Source organism: Streptomyces sp. NPDC107575, from assembly GCF_055657265.1.
Map to the genome: position 1 here is coordinate 1,303,672 of NZ_JBVKBG010000002.1, position 21,975 is coordinate 1,325,646.

Annotated in this window: 20 protein-coding genes, 1 pseudogene and 1 riboswitch; of the genes and pseudogenes, 10 read left to right on the top strand and 11 right to left on the bottom strand. The window is 69.1% G+C overall.

The annotated features are described in order from the left end of the window. Window position 1: 1 nt before the first annotated feature. Window positions 2-1,534: an ABC transporter substrate-binding protein gene (locus ACZ7L4_RS12535; RefSeq protein ID WP_472101688.1), complete on the bottom strand. Its 1,533-nt coding sequence runs from the start codon at window positions 1,532-1,534 to the stop codon at window positions 2-4. 399 nt (window positions 1,535-1,933) lie between these two features. Here ACZ7L4_RS12535 and ACZ7L4_RS12540 point away from each other — a divergent pair, with 399 nt between their 5' ends. The 3 genes from ACZ7L4_RS12540 to ACZ7L4_RS12550 all read left to right on the top strand — a co-directional run bounded on the left by ACZ7L4_RS12540 (window position 1,934) and on the right by ACZ7L4_RS12550 (window position 3,358). Then, window positions 1,934-2,155: a CbtB domain-containing protein gene (locus ACZ7L4_RS12540; protein WP_472101689.1), complete on the top strand. Its 222-nt coding sequence runs from the start codon at window positions 1,934-1,936 to the stop codon at window positions 2,153-2,155. Between the two features lie 22 nt (window positions 2,156-2,177). Then, window positions 2,178-2,933, top strand: a complete 756-nt coding sequence (locus tag ACZ7L4_RS12545) for a CbtA family protein (protein WP_472101690.1) — start codon at window positions 2,178-2,180, stop codon at window positions 2,931-2,933. Between the two features lie 113 nt (window positions 2,934-3,046). Further along, on the top strand, window positions 3,047-3,358 hold the full coding sequence (locus ACZ7L4_RS12550; RefSeq protein ID WP_472101692.1) for a hypothetical protein: 312 nt from the start codon (window positions 3,047-3,049) through the stop codon (window positions 3,356-3,358). Here the strand turns inward: ACZ7L4_RS12550 and ACZ7L4_RS12555 are convergent. Both ACZ7L4_RS12555 and ACZ7L4_RS12560 read right to left on the bottom strand, forming a co-directional pair. Further along, window positions 3,352-3,954, bottom strand: a complete 603-nt coding sequence (locus ACZ7L4_RS12555) for a histidine phosphatase family protein (protein WP_472101694.1) — start codon at window positions 3,952-3,954, stop codon at window positions 3,352-3,354. The genes ACZ7L4_RS12550 and ACZ7L4_RS12555 overlap by 7 nt on opposite strands. Window positions 3,955-4,082: 128 nt before the next feature. Further along, on the bottom strand, window positions 4,083-5,534 hold the full coding sequence (locus ACZ7L4_RS12560) for a short-chain fatty acyl-CoA regulator family protein (protein WP_472101696.1): 1,452 nt from the start codon (window positions 5,532-5,534) through the stop codon (window positions 4,083-4,085). Between the two features lie 255 nt (window positions 5,535-5,789). On the opposite strand from ACZ7L4_RS12560, the gene ACZ7L4_RS12565 reads away from it, so the two are divergent. The 6 genes and pseudogenes from ACZ7L4_RS12565 (at window position 5,790) to ACZ7L4_RS12590 (ending at window position 10,963) form a co-directional block, all read left to right on the top strand. Continuing rightward, the gene (locus ACZ7L4_RS12565; RefSeq protein ID WP_472101698.1) at window positions 5,790-7,298 is read left to right on the top strand and encodes an MmgE/PrpD family protein; all 1,509 of its coding nucleotides are present in this window, start codon (window positions 5,790-5,792) and stop codon (window positions 7,296-7,298) included. Next, window positions 7,298-8,206, top strand: a complete 909-nt coding sequence (prpB, locus tag ACZ7L4_RS12570) for a methylisocitrate lyase (protein WP_472101700.1) — start codon at window positions 7,298-7,300, stop codon at window positions 8,204-8,206. Before ACZ7L4_RS12565 ends, prpB begins: the two co-directional genes overlap by 1 nt. 114 nt (window positions 8,207-8,320) lie before the next feature. Beyond that, entirely contained in the window at window positions 8,321-9,454 is a 1,134-nt protein-coding gene (locus ACZ7L4_RS12575; protein ID WP_472101702.1) for a bifunctional 2-methylcitrate synthase/citrate synthase, read from the top strand. Between the two features lie 51 nt (window positions 9,455-9,505). After that, window positions 9,506-10,342 (top strand): precorrin-6A synthase (deacetylating), encoded by an 837-nt coding sequence (gene cobF, locus ACZ7L4_RS12580; protein ID WP_472101704.1) that lies wholly within the window; start codon window positions 9,506-9,508, stop codon window positions 10,340-10,342. A 24-nt stretch (window positions 10,343-10,366) separates the two neighbouring features. Next, window positions 10,367-10,638, top strand: a pseudogene (locus tag ACZ7L4_RS12585) (NUDIX hydrolase); the annotation flags it as partial. Window positions 10,639-10,681: 43 nt separating this feature from the next. Beyond that, window positions 10,682-10,963, top strand: coding sequence for a hypothetical protein (locus ACZ7L4_RS12590; RefSeq protein WP_472101706.1), 282 nt, complete (start codon window positions 10,682-10,684; stop codon window positions 10,961-10,963). Between the two features lie 74 nt (window positions 10,964-11,037). Here ACZ7L4_RS12590 and nrdR read toward each other — a convergent pair whose 3' ends face one another. Further along, window positions 11,038-11,499 (bottom strand): transcriptional regulator NrdR, encoded by a 462-nt coding sequence (gene nrdR / locus ACZ7L4_RS12595; RefSeq protein ID WP_472101708.1) that lies wholly within the window; start codon window positions 11,497-11,499, stop codon window positions 11,038-11,040. Window positions 11,500-11,691: 192 nt separating this feature from the next. Further along, on the bottom strand, window positions 11,692-12,603 hold the full coding sequence (metF, locus tag ACZ7L4_RS12600; RefSeq protein ID WP_472101710.1) for a methylenetetrahydrofolate reductase [NAD(P)H]: 912 nt from the start codon (window positions 12,601-12,603) through the stop codon (window positions 11,692-11,694). A gap of 130 nt (window positions 12,604-12,733) precedes the next feature. On the opposite strand from metF, the gene folP reads away from it, so the two are divergent. Then, entirely contained in the window at window positions 12,734-13,636 is a 903-nt protein-coding gene (gene folP, locus ACZ7L4_RS12605; protein ID WP_472101712.1) for a dihydropteroate synthase, read from the top strand. A 32-nt stretch (window positions 13,637-13,668) separates the two neighbouring features. Here folP and thiI read toward each other — a convergent pair whose 3' ends face one another. The 6 genes from thiI to metE form a co-directional block, all read right to left on the bottom strand. After that, on the bottom strand, window positions 13,669-14,937 hold the full coding sequence (gene thiI, locus ACZ7L4_RS12610; protein ID WP_472101714.1) for a tRNA uracil 4-sulfurtransferase ThiI: 1,269 nt from the start codon (window positions 14,935-14,937) through the stop codon (window positions 13,669-13,671). Window positions 14,938-14,942: 5 nt separating this feature from the next. Continuing rightward, window positions 14,943-15,962: a class 1b ribonucleoside-diphosphate reductase subunit beta gene (nrdF, locus tag ACZ7L4_RS12615; RefSeq protein ID WP_472101716.1), complete on the bottom strand. Its 1,020-nt coding sequence runs from the start codon at window positions 15,960-15,962 to the stop codon at window positions 14,943-14,945. Between the two features lie 55 nt (window positions 15,963-16,017). Next, window positions 16,018-18,189 (bottom strand): class 1b ribonucleoside-diphosphate reductase subunit alpha, encoded by a 2,172-nt coding sequence (gene nrdE / locus ACZ7L4_RS12620; protein ID WP_472101718.1) that lies wholly within the window; start codon window positions 18,187-18,189, stop codon window positions 16,018-16,020. Further along, entirely contained in the window at window positions 18,186-18,629 is a 444-nt protein-coding gene (gene nrdI, locus ACZ7L4_RS12625; protein WP_472101720.1) for a class Ib ribonucleoside-diphosphate reductase assembly flavoprotein NrdI, read from the bottom strand. Before nrdI ends, nrdE begins: the two co-directional genes overlap by 4 nt. 170 nt (window positions 18,630-18,799) lie before the next feature. After that, window positions 18,800-19,023: riboswitch (cobalamin riboswitch) on the bottom strand. A gap of 70 nt (window positions 19,024-19,093) precedes the next feature. Then, window positions 19,094-19,420 carry a hypothetical protein gene (locus tag ACZ7L4_RS12630; protein WP_472101722.1) on the bottom strand — a complete coding sequence of 109 codons (327 nt, stop codon included), beginning with the start codon at window positions 19,418-19,420 and terminating at the stop codon, window positions 19,094-19,096. An 88-nt stretch (window positions 19,421-19,508) separates the two neighbouring features. Beyond that, window positions 19,509-21,827 (bottom strand): 5-methyltetrahydropteroyltriglutamate--homocysteine S-methyltransferase, encoded by a 2,319-nt coding sequence (metE, locus tag ACZ7L4_RS12635; protein ID WP_472101724.1) that lies wholly within the window; start codon window positions 21,825-21,827, stop codon window positions 19,509-19,511. Window positions 21,828-21,975: the final 148 nt, after the last annotated feature.

Genomic DNA, 21,975 nt, shown 5'->3' on the forward strand with positions numbered 1-21,975 from the left:
GTCAGTCCAGCCACACGTTGTCGAAGCGGGCCCAGTCCGTGGTGTTCGGCGCCGCCTCCTTCACGCCGTGCAGCGTGCTGGAGACGACGTTCAGCCACTCCATGTGCCCCCACAGAACGAGGCCCCCGCGGTCTCGCAGCGTGGTCTGCAACGACCGGTAGTCCCGCGTGCGGCGCTCGGTGTCCGCGACCGCCCGCGCCGCGACGAAGTCCTGGTCGAAGTCCCGGTGCTCCCAGGCCGAGATGTTCTGCGGCGAGCCGGTCAGGAGCCGTTCGCTGATGTAGGTGGGGATGGGCATGGCACCGCAACGGTGGTTCACCACCGTCCCGGTCGACAGCGCATCGGTGAAGTACGTCTCCGGCGGCCCGTTGACGATCTTCACCTTCAGGCCCGCGTCACCCGCCTGCTCACGGAAGAGATGGGCCGCCTGCGCGAACCCGTCCGCCGCCGTCGACGTGTAGAAGGTGACGGTCTTGTTGAACAACCCGGTGCGGCGCAACAGCTTCCGGGCCTCGGCCACATCCTGTTCCCGCTGCTCCAGACCCTTCGGGTAGTACGTGTACCCCTTGCCGTACAGGTCGTTGCCGATCTCGGCGCGGCCCGCGCCGACCACGTCCACGAACCGCTTGCGGTCGATGAGCAGCTTCACCGCCATCGCCGCGTCCGGGTCGTCGAAGGGCGCGCGGTCCGTCTTGAGCGCAAACCCCTGCACCCCGCTGTGCGGTGTCGCCACGATCCGGACCCGGCTGTCGTGCTCGACGGTCCGGGCGAAGGTGGGCGACATCTCGTGCGCATAGTGCACCTCGCCGCTGCGCACGGCCGCGGAGCGGGCTTCCGTGTCGGCGGAGAGGATGCGTACCTCGTCGATGTGCGGGGCGCCGTTCCAGTGCTCGTCGAAACGCCGTCCCACGAAGGAGCGGCCCGCGTGGAACGAGACGAAGGTGAACGGCCCTGTTCCGACCGGGTGCTTGGGGTCGTTCCAGCCGTCGCGGACGATGCTGGTGCCGGTCATGGCCAGCAGCGACGGGAGCTCGGCGTTGGGCTGCTCGAGCCGGATCTCCACCGTGCGCTTGCCCACCGCCCGGCTGTTGGCGAGGTCCACGTGGGACAGGGAGTTCTTCGCCAGGTGGTCGGCGGCCTTGGGGTCGAGGATCCGCTTCAGGCTGTACAGCACGTCGTCGGCGGTCAGGACGTGCCCGTCGTGGAAGCGCGCCTCGCGCAGCTCGAACCGCCAGATCTGGGCGGACTTGTCACTGGACCACTTCCGGGCCAGTCTCGGCACGGGCCGCAGGGCCGAGTCCAGGTCGACGAGCTTGTCGAAGACGGCCTTGTGGCGGGCGATGTCGACGAACTGCCGCTGCGCGTGCGGATCCATCGTCTCCTTGACCCCCGCGCCCGGGAACGCCGCGCTCACCGTCCCGCCCCGTTTCGGCGACGAGGTGCCGGAACTGCCGGTCGAGCAACCGGTCAGCAGACCGGCGCCGACGACTGCTGCCGCGGTGAGCACGCTCCGGCGGGCGGGTATGACCGGCATCGAGGACAACCTTCCTGATCAGTAGGTACGACAACTGACTCTAATTGGTTGTTGCGCATGCTGTGCAATAGCCCTGGCTGTCACGTCCGCCGGAGCGCGTCCGGCACGCGTTCGGCGGCCAGTACGGCGCTCGGCGTGTGGGGCCGCTCCTGGTCCCTCGCCTTCTTTGGCGGGGATGGTCACGTCGATCGGGGGCATTGCAGGCCTGGTCTTGGCCATGGACGCGTCACGCGGTACCTTCACTGGGTATCGACGACAGCACGACGGAAGCCGGTGTGAATCCGGCACGGTCGCGCCACTGTGTGCGGGCGGTCGAGTGGACCGCGCGTGAGTCAGACCCGTGGCTGTCGTCCTGTGCACCACCGAGACGGGACGCGAACTCCCGAAGGAGGCCCTGCCATGGCGCAGCATGTCGCCCAGCCGACCCCCAACACCCCTGTGGTCCCGGCCAAGTTGCCGCTGAAGGACATCGCCCCCTGGGCCGCGTTCGTCGGCATCCTGATGCTGGTTCTTCTCTACTTCGTCGGCGCCGAACAGGGCGCCACCTCCGTGTTCAGCGGAGCGGACGTGCACGAATGGGTGCACGACGCCCGCCACCTGCTCGGCTTCCCCTGCCACTGACCCGAGGGAACCCGACGCACCCATGAACTCAACAACCGTACGCAACCTGCTCGTTCGCGGCATGCTCGCCGGCCTCGCGGCCGGCGTGCTCGCCCTGGTCATCTCCTACTGGCTCGGCGAACCGATGGTCGACAAGGCGATCGGCTTCGAAGAGGCCCATGCCGGCCACTCGCACGGTGACGAGGTCGAACTCGTCTCGCGCAGCCTCCAGTCCACGGCCGGCCTCGCCACCGGCGTCCTCATCTACGGGGTCGCGTTCGGTGGCATCGCGGCGCTGGCCTACTGCTTCGCGCTCGGCCGCGTCGGCCGCTTCGGTCCGCGCGCGACCGCGCTGCTGCTGTCGAGCTGCGCACTGATCGCCGTCTACGTCGTACCGTTCCTGAAGTACCCGGCCAACCCGCCCGCCGTCGGCAACCCCGACACCATCGGCAAGCGGACCACCCTGTACTTCCTGATGATGGTGCTCAGCATCCTCCTCGCGGTCGCGGCCACCATCCTCGGCAAGCGACTCGCGCCCCGCATCGGCAACTGGTGGGCCGCCGTGGTCGCCGTCCTCGGCTTCGCCGTGGTCGTCGGCCTGGCCTTCCAGTTCCTGCCCGTGATCAACGAGGTGCCCGAGCACTTCCCGGCGGCCGTCCTGTGGCGCTTCCGGCTCTCCGCCCTCGCCATCCAGGTCACGCTGTGGACCGGATTCGGCCTGCTCTTCGGCGAGTTGGCCGAGCGCCTGCTCCATCCCAAGCCCGTCGCGGCAGGTGAGGCGGTATCGGCAGGGAGCTGATCCGTTCACTCGATCACGCAGGTCGAGCGAGAAACGAGGGCCCGCGGAACCATCCGAGGGCCCTCACTCGTTTACACCGGAACCACTGGTCCGGCGACGAAGCGAGGAGCCGCGTGGGCAGACAGATGCAGCCCCGACACATCGTCCTCGGCGGCCGCGAGGCCGTCGCACTCACGGTGGAGGAGTACGAGCAACTCGTCGCGAGCCGACGCCAGATCGGCGGTCAGAGCGCCAGGGTGCGAGCCCTTGCCCAGCAGGCGAAGCGGACACAGCGCCTCCTTGAGGAGCTGGAGGAACTGGTGGGGGACTGCACCGAGGGCTCCTGTGCCGTGTCACCACCAGGAGCGCGGAGCGGCATCGCGGCCGACTGCCCGCGCTGCGCCCTCGCGGCGCTGCTGAGCCGCTTCCGCGACGGCACCTACTGAGGAAGCGGGCCGACGGAGGCTCCGGGCGGGGCGAGGGGCCGACCGCAGCGCACGTTCCAGCGTCCGTCGCGCCCGCTCAGTTCGGTGACCGTCAGCGGTGCCACGTCGCAGCGCCAGAACGCCGACAGCGGCGAGCCCAGGGCGTGCACCAGGGCGGCGCGCGTCAACTCCGGTTCCACGACGGCGATCACGAGACCGCTGTCAGTGGCCATGGCGTCGAGCCAGCGCGACACCCGCGCGCACACGTCGGCCACGCTTTCCCCGCCTCCGGCGGCGAAGGCGGGGTTCCCGAGCCACTGGGCGACATCCTGCGGTGACGTCTCGCTCACCTCGGTCAAGGTCCGGCCGCGCCAGTTGCCCGTGTCCGGTGCGGCCAACTCGTCCGGTGCGACGGACGAGTCGAGCCCCAGCAGCTCGGCGGTCTCGCGGCAGCGCCGGCTCCCGGACACAACGGCGAGGGCAGGCGTCGGCAGCACTCCGGCCGCGGCACTGGCGTGCTCGCGGCCCGCGGCGTCCAGTGGGGCCCCGTCGTCGAACCGGGCCTGCCGCAGCGAGGCGTTCATGGCGGGCGAGACGAACCAGACGCGTCGGGTCACGGTGGGGTCCTTCCGGAATTCGGGAGGTGCGAAGGGGGATTGGTGGCTCGGCGTTACCGATCCAGTGAGGCCACTGGACATGGGGCTGCCGATCGGGCGGGCCTCCGGACAGGAGACCGGTCTGGAAATCAGAAGCCCTGCCCCTCGACCGGATACGGCACGTGCGTGCGCCGGTCCGCGTCGATCGACAGGCGTCCGCCGGCCGGCGGACGCGCCCGCTGGGCACAGTCACGCCGTTCACAGATGCGGCAGCCGAGCCCGATCGGAGTGGTGGCGCGCGGGTCGTCGAGCGCGACGCCCGCCGCGTAGATCAGCCGGTCGGCGTGGCGCAGCTCGCAGCCGAGCGCGACGGCGAACTCCGCACGCGGCGCGTGATGGCCGTGGCCGCCGCGCGTGATGGTGCGGGCGATCCAGAAGTGCCGTTTCCCGTCCGGCATCTCGGCGACCTGGGTGAGCACGCGGCCTGGTGCGGAGAACGCGTCGTACACCGTCCACAGCGGGCACGTGCCGCCGAGGCGCGAGAAGTGGAAGTCGGTCGCCGACTGCCGTTTGGAGATGTTCCCGGCCCGGTCGACCCGCAGGAAGGAGAACGGGACTCCGCGTTGCCCGGACCGTTGCAGCGTGCTCAGCCGGTGGCAGGCCGTCTCGAAACCGACCCCGAAGCGCGCCGAGAGCAGTTCGATGTCGTAGCCGCTGTCCTCCGCTGCCCGGTGGAACGCCGTGTACGGCATCAGCAGCGCGCCCGCGAAGTAGTTCGCGAGGCCGATGCGGGCCAGTGCCGACGCCTCCGGCGAGGCCAACTCGGCGGCCCCGTCGATCAGATGGTCGAGGAGTGGCGCATGCTCGAGGAACGCGAGCTGAGTGGCGAGCTGGAAGGCGCGCTGTCCGTCGCTCAGCCACGGTGACAGGAGCAGCAGTCCTGATTCCCGGTCCAGGCGGCGCGCGTCGGCGGCGCGGCCCGGCGGTGCCTGCACCACCTTCAGCCCGTGCCGCATCGAAAGGCGTACGGCCAGCGGCCCCGTGATCTGCCCCGGCCGCAACTCCATCTCATCGGCCAGCTGTTCGGCGGCCGTGTCCAGTGCAGCGAAGTGGTTGTGGTGCGCGTAGAAGAAGTCCCGTACGTCGTCGTGCGGTTCGGCAGCAGGAAGGGGCGCGGCCAGGTCCGCAGTGCCCCGGTCCTTGGTGCCGAGTGCCGCTGCCTGCGCGGCGGCGTCCCGGTAGCGGCGGTGCAGGGTGACCAGGGCGCGTGCCACCTCCGGGTGGTCGCGGACCGCGTCGGCGATCTCCTCGACGGGCGGCGGGGTGCCGCATGCCTCGTCTGCCAGCGCCGTGCGCAGATCGGTGGCGAGGCGGTCCTCCTCGGCGCCGGAGAAGTACTCCGGGGCGACGCCGAAGACCTCCGCGACCCGCAGCAGGACGGAGGCCGTGAGCGGGCGCTGACTCTGTTCGATCTGGTTCGCGTAGCTGGTCGAGATGCCGAGCGCGCGGGCCATGTCCACCTGGTTCATGCCCGCCTCGCGGCGCAGTCGGCGCAGCTTCGCATGGGCGTAGATCTTGTGCTCGGCGGGGCGTCGGGGCACGGCGGCGCCTCCTGCTCGTCGGGGGTCGTTCTTGCGAATCTAGCATCCGCTTCTTTCGCAGAATTCGCAGATGCGGCGTCGTGACCTGTACGGATTCCACAGCTTCGGCCTGTGGTCTCCGCAATCCGCGGCGGGCAGGATCAGCACATCGGGCGGGGCGCGAAGCGTTTCCGCCGTGTCGCATCCGGGCCCGCCGCCGCTCGCGGAGGGCCCTGCCGTACCAGGGCGCACGCCGCCCCCGCCGTGAGGAGTCACGTGATCGAGCACCGAATCCGCGTCCATCCCAGCTCCGACCGTCTGCCCCGCGAGGACCAGCTGGCCTGGAAGCTGGCCGCCGTCGCCACCGCCACCGACGACCTCGACGCGAGCAGTGTCGCCATGGCCGTCAACCGCGTGATCGACAACGCCTCGGTCGCCGTCGCCTCCCTGACCCGGCGCCCGGTCGCGGTCGCCCGCGCCCAGGCGAGCGCCCACCGAGCCACTGCGCCGGGAGCGTCCGTGTTCGGCAGCCGCGCCCGCGTCTCACCCGAGTGGGCAGCCTGGGCGAACGGCACCGCGGTGCGTGAACTCGACTTCCACGACACGTACTTGGCCGCCGACTACTCCCACCCGGGCGACAACATTCCGCCGCTTCTGGCGGTCGCCCAGCACACCGGGCGCACCGGTGCCGACCTGTTGCGCGGCATCGTCGCCGCGTACGAGATCCACGTGGCCCTTGTGAAGGGCATCTGCCTGCACGCCCACCGCATCGACCACGTCGCCCACCTCAGCGCCGCCACCGCGGCCGGGCTCGGCGCGATGCTGCGACTGCCGACCGAGACGGTTCACCAGGGCATCCAGCAGGCCGTGCATACGACGACCGCCACCCGCCAGTCCCGCAAGGGCGAGATCAGCAGCTGGAAGGCGTTCGCCCCGGCCTTCGCCGGCAAGGCGGCGATCGAGGCCGTCGACCGGGCGATGCGCGGCGAGTCCGCCCCGTCACCGGTCTACGAGGGTGAGGACGGCTTCCTCGCCTGGATGCTGGACGGGCCGGGCTCGGACTACACGGTGCTGCTCCCGGAGCGGGGCGAACCCCGCCGCGCGATCCTGGACACGTACACCAAGGAGCACTCGGCCGAGTACCAGGCACAAGCGATCATCGACCTGGCCCGGCGCCTGCGCGACAAGGCCGGCCCGCTCGACCAGGTGCGCTCGATCGTGTTGCACACCAGCCACCACACCCACAACGTGATCGGCTCCGGCGCGAACGACCCGCAGAAGTACGATCCGAACGCCAGCCGCGAGACCCTCGACCACTCCGTGCCGTACATCTTCGCCGTCGCCCTGGAGGACGGCACGTGGCACCACGAGCGTTCCTACGCACCTGAGCGTGCCCGGCGTCGCGAGACGGTCGCACTGTGGCAGAAGATCACCACGGTCGAGGATCCGGAGTGGACCCGCCGCTACCACGACCCCGACCCGCAGCGCCGGGCCTTCGGTGGCCGCGCGGTCATCACCCTCGACGACGGCACAGTGATCGAGGACGAGCTCGGTGTCGCCGACGCGCACCCGGCCGGTGCCCGCCCCTTCGACCGCCCCGCCTACCAGGGAAAGTTCCGCACCCTGGCCGAGGGCGTCGTCACCGCCGCCGACCAGGACCGTTTCCTGTCCGCCGCCGAACACCTTGCCGACCTCGGAGCGGTGGACCTCGACGGGCTCTTCCCGCCCGTGGATCTGGAAGCCGTCGCCGCGTACGACGCGAAGCTCCCGAAGGGCCTGTTCTGATGCTGCTCCACACGCGTACGACACCGCAGGAGCGCCGCCGCGCCCTGCGTGAACAGCTCGCCTCCGGGCGGCTGTTGCGCATGCCCGGCGCCATCAACCCGCTCTCCGCCCGCCTCATCCAGGACACCGGCTTCGACGCGGTCTACCTGTCCGGCGCGGTGATGGCAGCCGACCTCGGTCTGCCCGACATCGGCCTGACCACCAACGTGGAGATCGCCGCACGCGCGGTGCAGACCACGCGCGTCACCGATCTGCCGGTCCTCATCGACGCCGACACCGGATTCGGCGAACCCATGAACGCCGCCCGAACGGTGCAGCTCCTGGAGGACGCGGGCCTCGCGGGCCTGCACCTGGAGGACCAGGTCAACCCCAAGCGCTGCGGCCACCTCGACGGCAAGACGATCGCCCCGCGCGAGGAGATGGTCAAGCGGCTGCGCGCCGCCGTCGACGCCCGCCGCGACCCCGACTTCCTGCTCATGGCCCGCACCGACGCCCGTGCGGTCGAGGGACTGGACGCGGCGATCGACCGGGCGAAGGCATACGTGGACGCCGGAGCCGACGCGATCTTCCCCGAGGCCCTCGCCGACCGCTCCGAATACGAGGCGTTCCGCGAGGCCGTGGACGTACCGCTGCTCGCGAACCTCACCGAGTTCGGCAAGACGCCCCTGCTGGACATCACGACCCTCGAATCGCTCGGCTACAACATCGCCCTGTACCCGGTGACACTGCTGCGCACCGCGATGGGCGCCGTCGAGGACGGCCTGCGCACGATCGCCGCGGAGGGCACGCAGGAGTCCCTGCTGCCCCGCATGATGACCCGCTCACGCCTGTACGAGCTTCTCGGCTACGACGAGTACGCGGCGTTCGACGCCTCCGTCTTCGACTTCCGGCTGCCGCCCGGCGCCTGACCGGCGCCACCGCAGACCCTGCCGGCACCCCCGCGTCCTGGCCGACCGCGGCCGCGGCGCCCCGGATCACCTTCCCCGCCCACTCCTGACGCCCGCACCTTCCGGAGGACCGCCATGACCATCACCCCGGAGATCCACCGCGGTCTCGCCGGTGTCGTCGTCGACACCACCGAGATCTCCACCGTCATCCAGGACACCAACTCCCTCACCTACCGCGGCTACCCGGTCCAGGACCTGGCAGCCCGCTGCTCCTTCGAGGAAGTCGCGTACCTCCTGTGGCACGGCGAGTTGCCCGACCCCGGCCAGCTGCGCGAGTTCCAGGCCCGCGAGCGCGCCCTGCGCCCGCTCGACCGCACCACGGCCGAACTCCTGGCACGGCTGCCGGAGACCTGCCACCCCATGGACGTGCTGCGCACCGCCGTGAGCTTCTTCGGCGCCGAGGACCCCTCGGAAGCGGACGACAGCCTCGCCGTCAACCGTGCCAAGTCCCTGGCGCTACTGGCCAAACTGCCCACCGTGGTCGCCGCCGACCAGCGCCGGCGCAGGGGACTCGCACCCCTCGCGCCCGACCCGGAGCTCGGCTACGCGGAGAACTTCTTCCACATGTGCTTCGGATCCGTCCCGGACCCGTCCGTGGTCCGCTGCTTCGAGATCTCCCTCGTCCTGTACGCAGAGCACAGCTTCAATGCCTCGACCTTCACCGCTCGCGTGGTCACCTCGACCCTCTCCGACCTGTACAGCGCGGTCACGGCGGCCATCGGCGCACTGAAGGGCCCGCTGCACGGCGGCGCCAACGAGGCCGTGATGCACATGCTGAACGAGATCGAGGACCCGCAGAAGGCCGAGGCGTGGCTCGCCGACGCCTTCGCCTCCAAGCGCAAGATCATGGGTTTCGGGCACCGTGTCTATAAGCACGGCGACTCCCGCGTGCCGATCATGCAGGAGGCCCTCGACCGGCTCGTCGCCCGCGCCGCCGACCCGGAGACGACGCGTCTGGCCACCCTGCACGCGGCCCTGCGCCACGCGATGGTCTCGGCCAAGGGCATCCACCCGAACCTGGACTACCCGGCCGGTCTCGCCTACCACTTGATGGGCTTCGACATCCCCGTCTTCACCCCGATCTTCGTGATGAGCCGGATCACCGGCTGGACCGCACACATCACCGAGCAGCTTGAACACAACGCTCTCATCCGCCCGTTGGCCTCGTACGACGGCCCGGTGCAGCGGCCGGTTCCGGGCGGTCGGTGAGGCTGGAGGGCCCGGGGTGGGTGGCAGAGGGGGACTGCGAGACTGTTCGTCATGGGCACGCAGAACATGGACAGCACGGTCGACTCCGAGAGCACACGGCGGCGCACGATCCTCGTGATCGGCATCGGTGCGGGCGACCCCGACCACCTCACCCTCCAGGCTGTGAAGGCCATCCAGCGCGCCGACGTCTTCTTCGTCGTGGGCAAGGGTGCCGACAAGTCCGCTCTCACGGATCTGCGCCACCAGATGGTGGAGGAGCATGCCGAGGAGCCGTACCGGGTGGTGGAGGTCGAGGACCCGAGCCGGAACCGCCGTCCCATGGACCGCTCCGCCTACACGTCCACCATTGAGGACTGGCGGGCCCGGCGGGGAGATCTCTTCGAGCGGTTGATGCTCGAGGAGCTGGCGCCGGGCGAGACCGGAGCCTTCCTGGTGTGGGGCGACCCGTCCCTCTACGACAGCACACTCGGGATCCTCTCCGACATCGAGGAGCGTGGGCGGGTCTCCGCGACGGTCGAGGTCGTACCCGGCATCACCAGTGTCTCCACGCTCGCCGCGCGGCACCGCATCTCGCTGAACCAGGTGGGCCGCCCCGTGCACATCACGCCGGCCCGGCGCCTGCCCGAGGTGGGGCAGAACGACGACGGGGACATCGTCGTCATGCTCGACGGGGGCGAGTCGTTCACCCAGGTCGAGGGCGAGGACGTCTGGATCTACTGGGGCGCCTACCTGGGAACCCCGGACGAGCTGCTGATCGCCGGGCCCCTGGACGAGGTGCGTGACCGCATCAGGCAGGTCCGCACCGAAGCACGGGCCCGGCACGGCTGGATCATGGACACCTACCTGCTTCGGATGGTGGGCGAGCAGCCCCCGAGAAATCTGGGCTGAGCCGATGGCGGACGCCCGTCCCCGGTGCGCGAGTTCTACGAAAGGACCGCCCTGACGGTGAAGCCTGAGGTCGTCAAAGTCGCCCGCATCACCCACCGAGGTTGGGGAGTTGAAGCTCCCATCGGCGGCCTGGCCGCTGTCTTCGCAGCCCACGCGTGGAGCGGCGAACCTGGGAACCGCGAGCCACGCAAGCATGCCCAGGTCTGTTGGGCCGACGCCGACGCCATCCCGAGGAGTTCGTGGACACCACTGCGAGTGCTCTCCAGCGCTACCTCGGGGGCCCGGAGGTTTCGTGACACTTCTTTGACCAACTGGTTCTCGCCTACCAAAGCCAGACCAGTGGTGATCACGACGAAACGTGCCCGAAAGGCCGCATCGTGGACGCGGTCGCGGCTGAGCGCACCGCGCTGGTCCCGCGTCGTCCCCGCTGGCGAACTACGGGCCGGGGCTCTGAAGGTCGCCGAGGCGATCGCGGAGATGTCCCAGCCGACCGCGATGGCGGCCAAGGAGACGGTCTCCTTGGTCTTTGAGGCGACGCTCGTAGAAGGTGTGCGTTTCGAACGGAGTTTTTCCATGCCGTTCGCCGCCGAGAGGCAGAGGATGGGTGCTTTCGTGAAGTAACGCGTACCGGTATTTCGCCACAGGGGATGTGTGACCGGCTGGCTCGAGGCGTCACCTGCGTCAGCTTGTGTGGTTCAGCTCACCGACTGGTGGCACTTGGCGCGCAGTTCGGCGATGGCGGTCTCGAAGTCTGTGAGCGACTCGAAGGCGCGATACACAGAGGCGAAGCGCATGTAGGCCACCGGATCGAGCTCGCTGAGTGGTTCGAGCACCGCCAACCCCACTTCATGTGTGCTCAGTTGGGCACTTCCGGCGGCCCGCAGGTTCTCCTCCACCTGCTGGCCGAGGCGATCGAGCATGTCCTCAGTGATGGGGCGGCCCTGGCATGCCTTGCGGACACTGCTGACGATCTTGGTGCGACTGAATGGCTCAGTGACTCCGCTGCGCTTGACCACGAGGAGGGAGTACGTCTCCACGGTGGTGAACCGCCGCTGGCAGTGAGGGCACTGGCGCCTTCGGCGGATCGAGGTGCCGTCGTCGGTGGACCGACTGTCGACGACGCGGCTGTCAGAGAGTCTGCAAAAGGGGCAGTACACCGTTCATGTCCTTTCGGATTACCTTGGGCTGATGGGTGCTGTTCCGCTTTCGGCTGACTGTGGTGCCGACCCATCATGCCCCAAGTGGCCTGCGGGTTACCTGACTCCGACGCCTGCTGCCTTGTTGGCGAAGGTGGTGGGGCGGGCCTGGCCATCTAGTGGCGAGAAATATTCCCACCGCCTCCCTCGGAATCAAGACGCGAGCCCCAGGTTCTGGTAGATCTCCGTCGTCACGGTCGAGAAGTTCATGGTCATAAAATGCAGTCCTGGCGCATCCTCCGCGATGAGGCGGCGGCACATTTCCGTGGCGTGCTCGATTCCGAGCGCGCGTACGACGGCCGGGTTGCCCTCCGCGGCGATCATGCGGTCGGCGAGCCCGCTCGGAAACGTGGCCGTGGAAAGGTCGGGGATTCTCCGCAGGGATCGCAGTGTCGTGACGGGCATGATCTCGGGAATGATGGGTGTCTCGCACCCCGCGGCAGCCACGAGGTCACGGAAACGGAGATACGTGTCCACGTCGAAGAACATCTGCGTGATGGCGTAATCCGCCCCTGCCCGGCACTTGTCGACGAAGTGCTGTATGTCGCTGGCAAGGTCGCGTGAACGTGGATGCATTTCGGGAAAAGCGGCGACCCCGACACAGAAGTTCCCCGATTCCTTGATCAGGCTGACGAGCTCGGCCGCGTGGCCGACGCCCTCGGGGTGCCGGTTCCAGGTGCCGAGCGGATTGCCCGGAGGGTCCCCCCGAAGAGCCAAGATGTTGCGAACTCCCTGGTCGGCGTAGTGGCCGAGGATGTTCCGCAGTTCGGCGACTCTGTGGTCGACAGCGGTCAGGTGGGCGACGGGTGTGAGTGTCGTCTCCTGGGCGATACGCCCCGTGACATTGATGGTGGGGCCCCGTGTGGAACCCCCGGCGCCATACGTCACGGAAACGAAGGTGGGCGAGAGTGCCTCCAGCTTACGGATGGCTTTCCATAGTCCGGCCTCGGCCGCCGGGCTGCGCGGGGGCATGAACTCGAACGAGTAGGAGCGGTCGCCCTGAGAGAGGAGGTCTCGAATGGACTGCGCGCTGTCCGACCGGGTGCTTGAGGTGCCGATAACCATGGAGGCAACCTATCCAGTTGACGAACTCCACATCAGGGAAGTCCACTTGTTGATATGAGTGAAGGCGGTTCGGGCATGATTTCCCTGGCCCCGCTGTACACAGTGAATGCGGATCAGCCATTATTTCCTCATGAGTGCGTCCACCAACCCTTCTTCCGTGGCACTGTCCTGGGACCGCTGCGGTGTCATGGGAATTCTCAATGTGACACCGGACTCGTTCTCCGACGGCGGTCTGTGGCTCGATCCGGGGCGCGCCATCGCGCACGGTCTGGAACTCGTCACCCAGGGCGCGGATTTGATCGATGTCGGCGGGGAGTCGACGCGCCCCGGCGCCTCGCGGATCAGTTGCGAGGAGGAGCTGCGGCGCGTGCTGCCCGTGGTCCGCGGGCTGGTGGCCGGCGGAGCGCCGGTGAGCGTCGACACCATGCGGGCCTCGGTGGCGTCGGCGGCGGTGGAGGCCGGAGCCTGTCTGATCAATGATGTGAGTGGTGGCCTCGCGGATCCCGGCATGGCCGAGGTCGCCGCGCGCAGTGGCGTTCCGTTCGTGGTGATGCACTGGCGCGGGCATGCGGATGTCATGGAGGGCCTGGCAGAGTACGCGGACGTACGCGCGGATGTCGTCCGCGAGGTGGAGCGTCGGATCGACACGATGGTGTCGGCCGGCGTCGACCCCGGGCAGCTCATCGTCGACCCGGGCCTCGGGTTCGCCAAGGACCGCGACGACGACTGGGAGTTGCTCGCCGGTATCGACGAACTGGCCCGCCTGGGCTGCCCCGTTCTGGTGGGCGCCTCCCGCAAGCGGTTCCTCGGCACGCTGCTCGCCGACCCCGGGACCGGCGCGCCCCGCCCCGCTCGCGCCCGTGACGCCGCCACCGCCGCGGTGTCCGCGCTGGCGGCGGCCCGAGGGGCCTGGGCCGTGCGTGTGCACGACGTAGCCGCATCGGCGGACGCCGTGCGGGTCGGCTCGGCCCTGCGCCAGGTCGAGACGCGGGGGCACCGGCAACCGCGTACGGCGGCGTTGGCGAACCACTGAGACGCGCGCGGCACGGGCCCGGCGGAGGATTCTCATGCCGATGCCGGGGTTGTGCAGCGAGCCCGCTCCGGCTCCGGGTCGGCTCCGGGTTCCATCACCTGGACGTGTGCGAGGAGCGCCTCCACCACCTCGTCGAGGTCGATGCGCTTTTCCACGGCCATCAGCTGCGGCAGCCCGGCCCGCGTGCTGACGCGCGGGGGTGCGAGCAGTTGGCAGCAGTCCTCGTCGGGAAGGACGGAGATGGTCGCCGTGCCCATCGCGCGGGCCTCGTCGATGATCTCCTGCTTGTCCCAGCCGATCAGCGGGCGCAGCACCGGCAGGGACGCCGCCTCGTCCACGGCCGCCATGTTCGCCAGGGTCTGGCTGGCGACCTGGCCGAGGCTGTCGCCGGTGACCAGCGCCTCGGCGCCCAGCCGTGCGGCGAGCGCGGACGCGGCCCGCACCATCAAGCGGCGCTGTGCCACCACTTGCAGCCGGCCGGCCCCGGCGACGGCGAGTTGTTTCTGGGCCTTGCCGAGCGCGATCACGTGCAGCTTGCCCGGCGGCTGGTACCGGTTGAGCTCACGGGCCAGGGCGTACGCCTTGTAGACGGAAGAGGGGTTCGTGTACGGGGCCCCGTTGAAGTGCACGAAGTCGACCGCGAGCCCTCGGCGCAGGGCCCGGTGGGCGGCGACGGGGGAGTCGTAGCCACCGGAGAGCAGTGCCAGGGCGCGCCCGCTGGAGCCGACCGGCAGACCGGTCAGGCCCGCGAGGCGCGTCCAGGTCAGGTAGGTCTCCTTGCGGTCGATCTCGATGTTCAGCAGGACCTCGGGGTGCTTGAGGTTCACCGGGAGGTCCGGCAGCGTCTCCTTGATCCGTGCCCCCACGTGCGCCGCCACCTGCGACGAGGTCAGCGGGAACGACTTGTCCCGCCTGCGGGCCCGGACCGCGAAGTCACGGACGCCCCTGGTGGCCGCCAGTTCCGTCAGCGCCTCGACACCGGCCCGCGTCACCGCGTCCAGAATGCTGGGGACGCGCACCCCGGGCTCGATGACGTTGAACCCGACGACCCGCCGGGCACGCTCCACGAGTGCGTCGATGGGCACCCGGCCGTCGCTGCCCAGAACCGTGACGTTCTGGGCGGGCTTGATCCAGGTGGACCCGCCGACGTCGCGCAGCGCGACCCGCAGGTTGTCGTGCAGCCGCTCCACGAAGCGGTCGCGGTTGCGCCCCTTGAGGAAGACCTCGCCGTGCTTGAGCAGCACGCACGGGCCGAAGGGCGCGGTGGCCCGCTGGGCGGGCACGTGGGGAGTCGTGGACATGAGTCTCAGAAGTCCCAGTCGTCGTCGTCCGTGTCCTCGGCCTTGCCCATGACGTACGACGAACCGGACCCGGAGAAGAAGTCGTGGTTCTCGTCCGCGGCGGGGGACAGGGCGGCGAGGATCTCGGGGTTGACCTCGGTCTCGTCCGCGCCGAAGCGCGCCGGGTAACCGAGGTTCATCAGCGCCTTGTTGGCGTTGTAGCGCACGAACACCGCGACGTCGTCCATGAGGCCGAGCGGCTCGTACAGCTCGCCCGAGTAGCGCAGCTCCAATTCGTAGAGTTCGTCGAGGAGTTCGAGCGTGAAGACGCGCATGGCCTCCTGCTCCGCAGGGGTCCGCTTCTCCAGGCCGCGCTGGTACTTGTAGCCCGAGTAGTAGCCGTGCACCGCCTTGTCGCGCAGGATCAGGCGGATCATGTCGGCGGTATTGGTCAGCAGCGCGTGCGTGGAGAAGTGCAGCGGCAGGTAGAAACCCGCGTACAGCAGAAGTGACGACAGCAGGGTCGAGGCGACCTTCCGCTTGAGGGGGTCGTCGCCGTAGTAGTGCTGCAGGACGGCCTTGCAGCGCTGCTGGAGGATGTCGTTGCCGACCGCCCATTCGTAGGCGTCGTCGATCTCCGGGGTGGTGGAGAGCGTGGAGAACACCGACGAGTAGCTGCGGGCGTGCACCGCCTGCATGAAGGCGATGTTGGTGTACACCGCCTCCTCGTGCTCGGTCCGCGCGTCCTGGATCTGTACGATCTCGCCGACCGTGGCCTGCACGGTGTCCAGCATGGTCAGACCGGTGAACACCCGCATGGTGAGGGTGCGTTCCTCGGCGCTGAGCCGCTGCTGCCAGGCGGTGATGTCGTTGGACAGCGGCACCTTCTCGGGGAGCCAGAAGTTCGAGGTCAGCCGGTTCCACACCTCCAGGTCCTTCTCGTCGGTGACCCGGTTCCAGTTGACGGGGCGCAGCCGGGCGGCCGGGTCGTGACGGTAGGAGGGAGGCGTGACCGACAGCTCGGTCAGGGAGGGGAGGGTGGTCATGATCGTGCCTTCGCAGCGTCGTTCTGAGGGCGGGCAGGGGCGGGGCGGGCGGTCGTCACAGCGTGCAGGCCAGGCAGTTCTCGATCTCGGTGCCTTCCAGCGCCTCCTGCCGCAGCCGGATGTAGTAGAGCGTCTTGATGCCCTTGCGCCAGGCCTGGATCTGGGCCTTGTTCAGGTCGCGGGTGGTGGCCGTGTCCCGGAAGAAGAGGGTGCAGCTCAAGCCCTGGTCGACGTGCTGAGTGGCGGCCGCGTACGTGTCGATGATCTTCTCGTAGCCGATCTCGTACGCGTCCTCGAAGTACTCCAGGTTGTCGTTGTCCATGCCGGGCGCCGGATAGTAGACGCGGCCGAGCTTGCCCTCCTTGCGGATCTCCACCTTGGAGGCGATCGGGTGGATGGACGCCGTGGAGTCGTTGATGTAACTGATCGAACCGGTCGGCGGCACCGCCTGGAGGTACTGGTTGTAGATGCCGTGCTCCTGGACCGAACGCTTCAGCTCACGCCAGTCGTCCTGCGTGGGCAGGGTGATGCCCGAGTCGGCGAACAGGGCGCGCACTCGATCGGCGGCCGGCTCCCATACCCGGTCGGTGTACGTGTCGAAGTAGGAGCCGTCCGCGTACCGCGTGGTCTCGAACCCGTCGAAGGCCGTGCCGCGCTCGGCGGCGAGCTGGTTGGAGGCGCGCAGGGCGTGGAAGGCGACGGCGTAGAAGTACATGTTCGTGAAGTCGACGCCCTCCTCACTGCCGTAGTGGATGCGCTGCGCGGCGAGGTAGCCGTGCAGGTTCATCTGGCCGAGGCCGATGGCGTGCGAGCGGTCGTTGCCGTGCGCCACCGACGGCACCGCGTCGATGTTCGACTGGTCGGAGACCGACGTCAGACCGCGCACGGCCGCTTCGACGGTCGCTCCGAAGTCCGGTGAGGCCATCGCGGTGGCGATGTTCATCGAGCCCAGGTTGCAGGAGATGTCCTTGCCGACGGTCTCGTAGCCGAGCGACGTGTCGTATGTGCTGGGCGTGTTGACCTGGAGGATCTCCGAGCACAGGTTGGACATGTTGATCCAGCCGGGGATCGGGTTGGACCGGTTCACCGTGTCCTCGAACAGCAGGTACGGGTAGCCGGACTCGAACTGCAGCTCTGCGATGGTCTTGAAGAACTCGCGGGCGCTCAGCGTCGTCCTGCGGATGTTCGGGTTGGCGACGAGGTCGTCGTAGTGCTCGCTGACCGACAGGTCCGACAGCGGCTTGCCGTACTCGCGCTCCACGTCGTACGGCGAGAACAGGTGCATGTCCTCGTTGCGCTTGGCGAGTTCGAAGGTGATGTCCGGGACGACGACGCCGAGCGAGAGCGTCTTGATGCGGATCTTCTCGTCCGCGTTCTCCCGCTTGGTGTCCAGGAACCGCATGATGTCCGGGTGGTGCGCGTGCAGATACACCGCGCCCGCGCCCTGTCGCGCGCCGAGCTGGTTGGCATAACTGAACGAGTCCTCAAGGAGCTTCATCACGGGGACGACACCGGACGACTGGTTCTCGATCTTCTTGATCGGGGCGCCCTGCTCGCGCAGGTTCGTCAGGAGAAGGGCAACTCCACCGCCGCGCTTGGACAGTTGGAGCGCGGAGTTGATACCGTGGCCGATCGACTCCAGGTTGTCCTCGACGCGCAGCAGGAAGCAGGAGACCAGCTCGCCGCGCTGGGCCTTCCCGGCGTTGAGGAAGGTGGGCGTGGCCGGCTGGAAGCGGCCCGTCATCATCTCGTCGACGAGCCGGGAGGCCAACTCGCCGTCGCCCGCGCCCAGATACAGGGCGGTCGCGACGACACGGTCCTCGTACCGCTCCAGATAGCGGGTGCCGTCGAAGGTCTTCAGCGTGTACGACGTGTAGTACTTGAAGGCGCCGAGGAACGTGCGGAAGCGGTGTTCGTGCGCGTACGCCTGCCGGTACAGGTCCTCGACGACGTCCCAGTCGTAACGCCGGATCGGTTCCGCCTCGTAGTAGTCGTTCTCGACGAGGTAGTCGATCTTCTCCTTCAGGCTCGGGAACGTGAGCGTGTTCGGGTTGACGTGCTGGAGGAAGTACTGGCGGACGGCCTCGCGGTCCTTGTCGAACTGGATACGTCCGTCGCAGTCGTACATGTTCAGCATCGCGTTGAGCGTGTGGTAGTCCTTGCGCGTGCCGACCGACTCGCGCTGGGACGCGGCGGGGACCGGCACGGTCGTGGTGGAAGTGCTCACGCCGTCTGCCCCACCAGCTCCGGTCGCCTCGTTGACGACAGTCGTGTCCAAAACTTCTCCAGCCCCTCTCGTACGGCACGGACGTCGCGCTCCGTGCCCAGCAGTTCGAATCGGTACAGCTCGGGGACCTTGCACTTCGCCGAGATGACGCGCCCGGCGAGGCAGTAGTCGGCACCGAAGTTGGTGTTGCCCGAGGCGATCACGCCGCGCAGCAGGGCGCGGTTGGCCTCGATGTTCAGGAAGCGGATCACCTGTTTGGGCACCGCGCCCGCGCGCTCGCCGCCGCCGTAGGTCGGCACGATCAGCACGTACGGCTCGGTGACGGTCGGCATGCCCTCGCGATGGGGGCGCAGGGGGATCCGCGTCGCGGGCAGGTCAAGACGCTCCACGAAGCGCTTGGTGTTCTCCGAGACGCTGGAGAAATACACGAGACCACTCACGGTCTCTCGCCTCCCTCTCCTCGTTCCCGTGTCGTTCTCGATCGAGGACGGGAAGGAAGGCGGGCGGGTGCGGCGGAAAGGGGGACACGCGGGTACGAAGTACCTCTGCCCCGGTCCGAGCCACAGCCACGCGGCCCTCCCTCGGGGCCTCGAAGCGCGCGCACCACGGTCCGGTGCGCGCGCCGGTGGCAGGTCTTCGGACTTGCGGGCACATCCTCCGGACGACGGAGGACACCTACTGGCCGTCGCTTCCCGGGCCCGGATTCACCCGGCCCAGTGCGTATGACGGCGGTCGTTCCCGCTCACCGCTGCGGGGCAGTCCCGGTCTTTCACCGGGTTCCCTCTTGCCTCACCAGACCGTCAAGCCCGGTGAACCACCAGCGAGAGCAACACTACATCTAGGTTTCCTGGATTTCAGTTAGGCCAGATGTTGTGTCGCACACAAAAGTTAGGTGAACCTAACTTCAAGGGGTGTGTGGGCGGGGCCGACCGCCCCGTGCCCCCTTGGCTTCGGTGAGTGCGCGTGCGTGCCGGATGTGGTTCTGGAGCTCCGCGGTGAAGGCGCCGGTATCGGGTATTGCCCGGTCGGTGCCGGGCGATGTCTCTTCCTGTGCCGCATCGAGCCGTTCCAGAAAGTCGGCCACATCGCTGAGTGCTCTCCGCAGTGACTGCATACGCGCTCCCTGGGCCCCCAGCTGCCTGCGCAGGGCGAGGAGGGACTCGTACTGCTTGACCGGTACGGCGATCATGGGTTTTCCGTTGACGACTACGGTCGTCGGCTCTTGCTTCACGACTGTCCCCCTGCTTCGTGAAAAAGCGCTCGGGTGCAGCGGTGGGGGCGCCGGCGCTCCGCGCGGCCGGCACCCCCACCGCGATGCGTCAGGCCGGGTCGAGGTCCGCTCGCACGGTGCGTGCGGCGGACACCAGGTTTTCCAGGGAGGCGCGGGTCTCGGGCCAGCCGCGGGTCTTCAGGCCGCAGTCCGGGTTGACCCACAGCCGCTCGGCGGGAATGGCCTCAAGTCCCGTACGCAGCAGGATGGATACCTCCTCGGCATTCGGGATGCGGGGGGAGTGGATGTCGTAGACGCCGGGACCCGCCTCGCGCGGGTAGCCGTGCTCGGCCAGTTCGCGGGCGACCTGCATGTGCGAGCGGGCGGCCTCCAGGCTGATGACATCGGCGTCGAGATCGTCGATGGCCTGGACGATGTCGCCGAACTCGGCGTAGCACATGTGCGTGTGGATCTGCGTCTCCGGCCGCACCCCCGCCGTCGACAGCCGGAACGCCTCGGTCGCCCACTCCAGGTACGCGGCGTGGTCGGCGGCGCGCAGCGGCAGGGTCTCGCGCAGGGCCGGCTCGTCGACCTGGACGATCGAAGTGCCGTTCGCCTCAAGGTCGCCCACCTCGTCGCGCAGGGCGAGGGCGACCTGGCGTGCCGTGTCGCCGAGCGGCTGGTCGTCGCGGACGAAGGACCACGCGAGCATGGTGACCGGGCCGGTGAGCATGCCCTTGACGGGCCGGTCCGACAGCGACTGCGCGTACGAGGTCCAGCGCACCGTCATCGGTGCGGGGCGGGAGATGTCGCCGGCGAGGACCGGCGGGCGGACGTAGCGGGTGCCGTAGGACTGCACCCATCCGTGCTGCGTGGCCAGGTAGCCGGTCAGCTGTTCGGCGAAGTACTGCACCATGTCGTTGCGCTCGGGCTCGCCGTGCACGAGGACGTCGATCCCGGTCTTCTCCTGGAAGGAGATGACGTCGCGGATCTCGTTCTTGATGCGCTCCTCGTAGCCGGCCGTGTCGATGTGGCCGGTGCGCAGGTCGGCCCGGGCGGTGCGCAGTTCGGTCGTCTGCGGGAACGAGCCGATGGTCGTGGTCGGCAGCAGCGGAAGGCCCAGGTGGGCGCGTTGGGCCGCCGCCCGCTCCGGGTACGCCTGGGCGCGACGGGTGTCGGACTCCGTGACGGCGGCGGCACGGGCGCGCACCGCCGGGTCGCGGGTGATCGGCGACGTGGCGCGGGAGGACAGCGCGGCCCGGTTGACCGCCAGCTCGGCGGTGATCGCGTCCGTACCCTGGGCCAGGCCCTTGGAGAGGGCGACGATCTCGGCGGTCTTCTGGCGGGCGAAGGCCAGCCAGCGCAGGATCTGCGGGTCGACGTCCTTCTCCAGGGCGGCGTCCAGCGGGACGTGCAGCAGAGAGCAGGATGCGGCGACGTCGACGCGGTCGGCGAGGCCGAGGAGGGTGCCGAGTGTGGCGAGGGACTTCTCCAGGTCGTTGACCCAGATGTTGCGCCCGTTGACGACACCGGCGACCAGCCGCTTGCCGGACAGGCCGCCGACTGCGGCGAGCGCGCCGAGGTTGGCGGCCGCGGCATCGGTGAAGTCGAGGGCGAGCCCGTCGACCGGCGCCTTGGCGAGGACCGGCAGGGCGTCGCCGAGCCGGTCGAAGTAGGAGGCCACAAGGAGCTTCGGCCGGTCGGTCGCGGTACCGAGCTCGCGGTAGGCGCGCTCGGCGGCGTTGAGCTCGGCCGCGGTACGGTCCTGGACCAGGGCGGGCTCGTCGAGCTGCACCCACTCGGCACCGGCGGCACGCAGGTCCGCGAGGACCTCGGCGTACACGGGCAGCAGCCGATCCAGCAGCGTCAGCGGGTCGAAGTCCGCGGCGACGCCCGGCGCCGGCTTCGAAAGGAGCAGGTACGTGACCGGGCCCACCAGAACCGGTCGGGCGGTGAGGCTCTCGGCGAGGGCCTCCTTCAGCTCGGCGACCTGCTTGGTGGAGTCGGCGGTGAACACCGTGTCCGGTCCCAACTCGGGCACCAGGTAGTGGTAGTTGGTGTCGAACCACTTGGTCATCTCCAGCGGCGCCACATCCTGGGTGCCGCGGGCCATCGCGAAGTACCCGTCCAGGGCGTCGGCCGCGACGGCGGCCCGGTGGCGCCCCGGGATCGCACCGACCATGACGGTGGTGTCGAGGACGTGGTCGTAGTACGAGAAGTCACCGGTGGGGACCTCGTCGATGCCGGCCGCCGCCAGTTCCCGACGGTTGGTGCGGCGCAGTTCGGCGGCGGTGGTACGCAGCGCGTCGGCGGTGACGCGGCCCTTCCAGTACCCCTCGATCGCCTTCTTCAGCTCCCGGTTCTGGCCCTGACGCGGGTAGCCGTACACGGTGGCCCGTGCTGCCGCGGCTGCGGTCCTGGTGGTCACGGAGTTCTCCTTCGAGAGACGTATCCCTGGGATCCCGAAGACCCGAACGCGCGAAGGAGCGACAGAAACGGCGGTACGACCTCGCGCGGCAAGGGCGCGGTCGTTCGCCGGATATGTACGCCGACCCGCCCTCGAGGTCACCGGGATG

Coding starts and splice junctions, on each gene's coding strand:
- folP (WP_472101712.1), top strand. CDS start 12,734: ATGAGTGCGTCCACCAACCCTTCTTCCGTGGCACTGTCCTGGGACCGC.
- nrdF (WP_472101716.1), bottom strand. CDS start 15,962: ATGACCACCCTCCCCTCCCTGACCGAGCTGTCGGTCACGCCTCCCTCC.
- prpB (WP_472101700.1), top strand. CDS start 7,298: ATGCTGCTCCACACGCGTACGACACCGCAGGAGCGCCGCCGCGCCCTG.
- cobF (WP_472101704.1), top strand. CDS start 9,506: ATGGGCACGCAGAACATGGACAGCACGGTCGACTCCGAGAGCACACGG.
- ACZ7L4_RS12540 (WP_472101689.1), top strand. CDS start 1,934: ATGGCGCAGCATGTCGCCCAGCCGACCCCCAACACCCCTGTGGTCCCG.
- thiI (WP_472101714.1), bottom strand. CDS start 14,937: ATGTCCACGACTCCCCACGTGCCCGCCCAGCGGGCCACCGCGCCCTTC.
- ACZ7L4_RS12575 (WP_472101702.1), top strand. CDS start 8,321: ATGACCATCACCCCGGAGATCCACCGCGGTCTCGCCGGTGTCGTCGTC.
- ACZ7L4_RS12535 (WP_472101688.1), bottom strand. CDS start 1,534: ATGCCGGTCATACCCGCCCGCCGGAGCGTGCTCACCGCGGCAGCAGTC.
- metF (WP_472101710.1), bottom strand. CDS start 12,603: ATGGTTATCGGCACCTCAAGCACCCGGTCGGACAGCGCGCAGTCCATT.
- ACZ7L4_RS12545 (WP_472101690.1), top strand. CDS start 2,178: ATGAACTCAACAACCGTACGCAACCTGCTCGTTCGCGGCATGCTCGCC.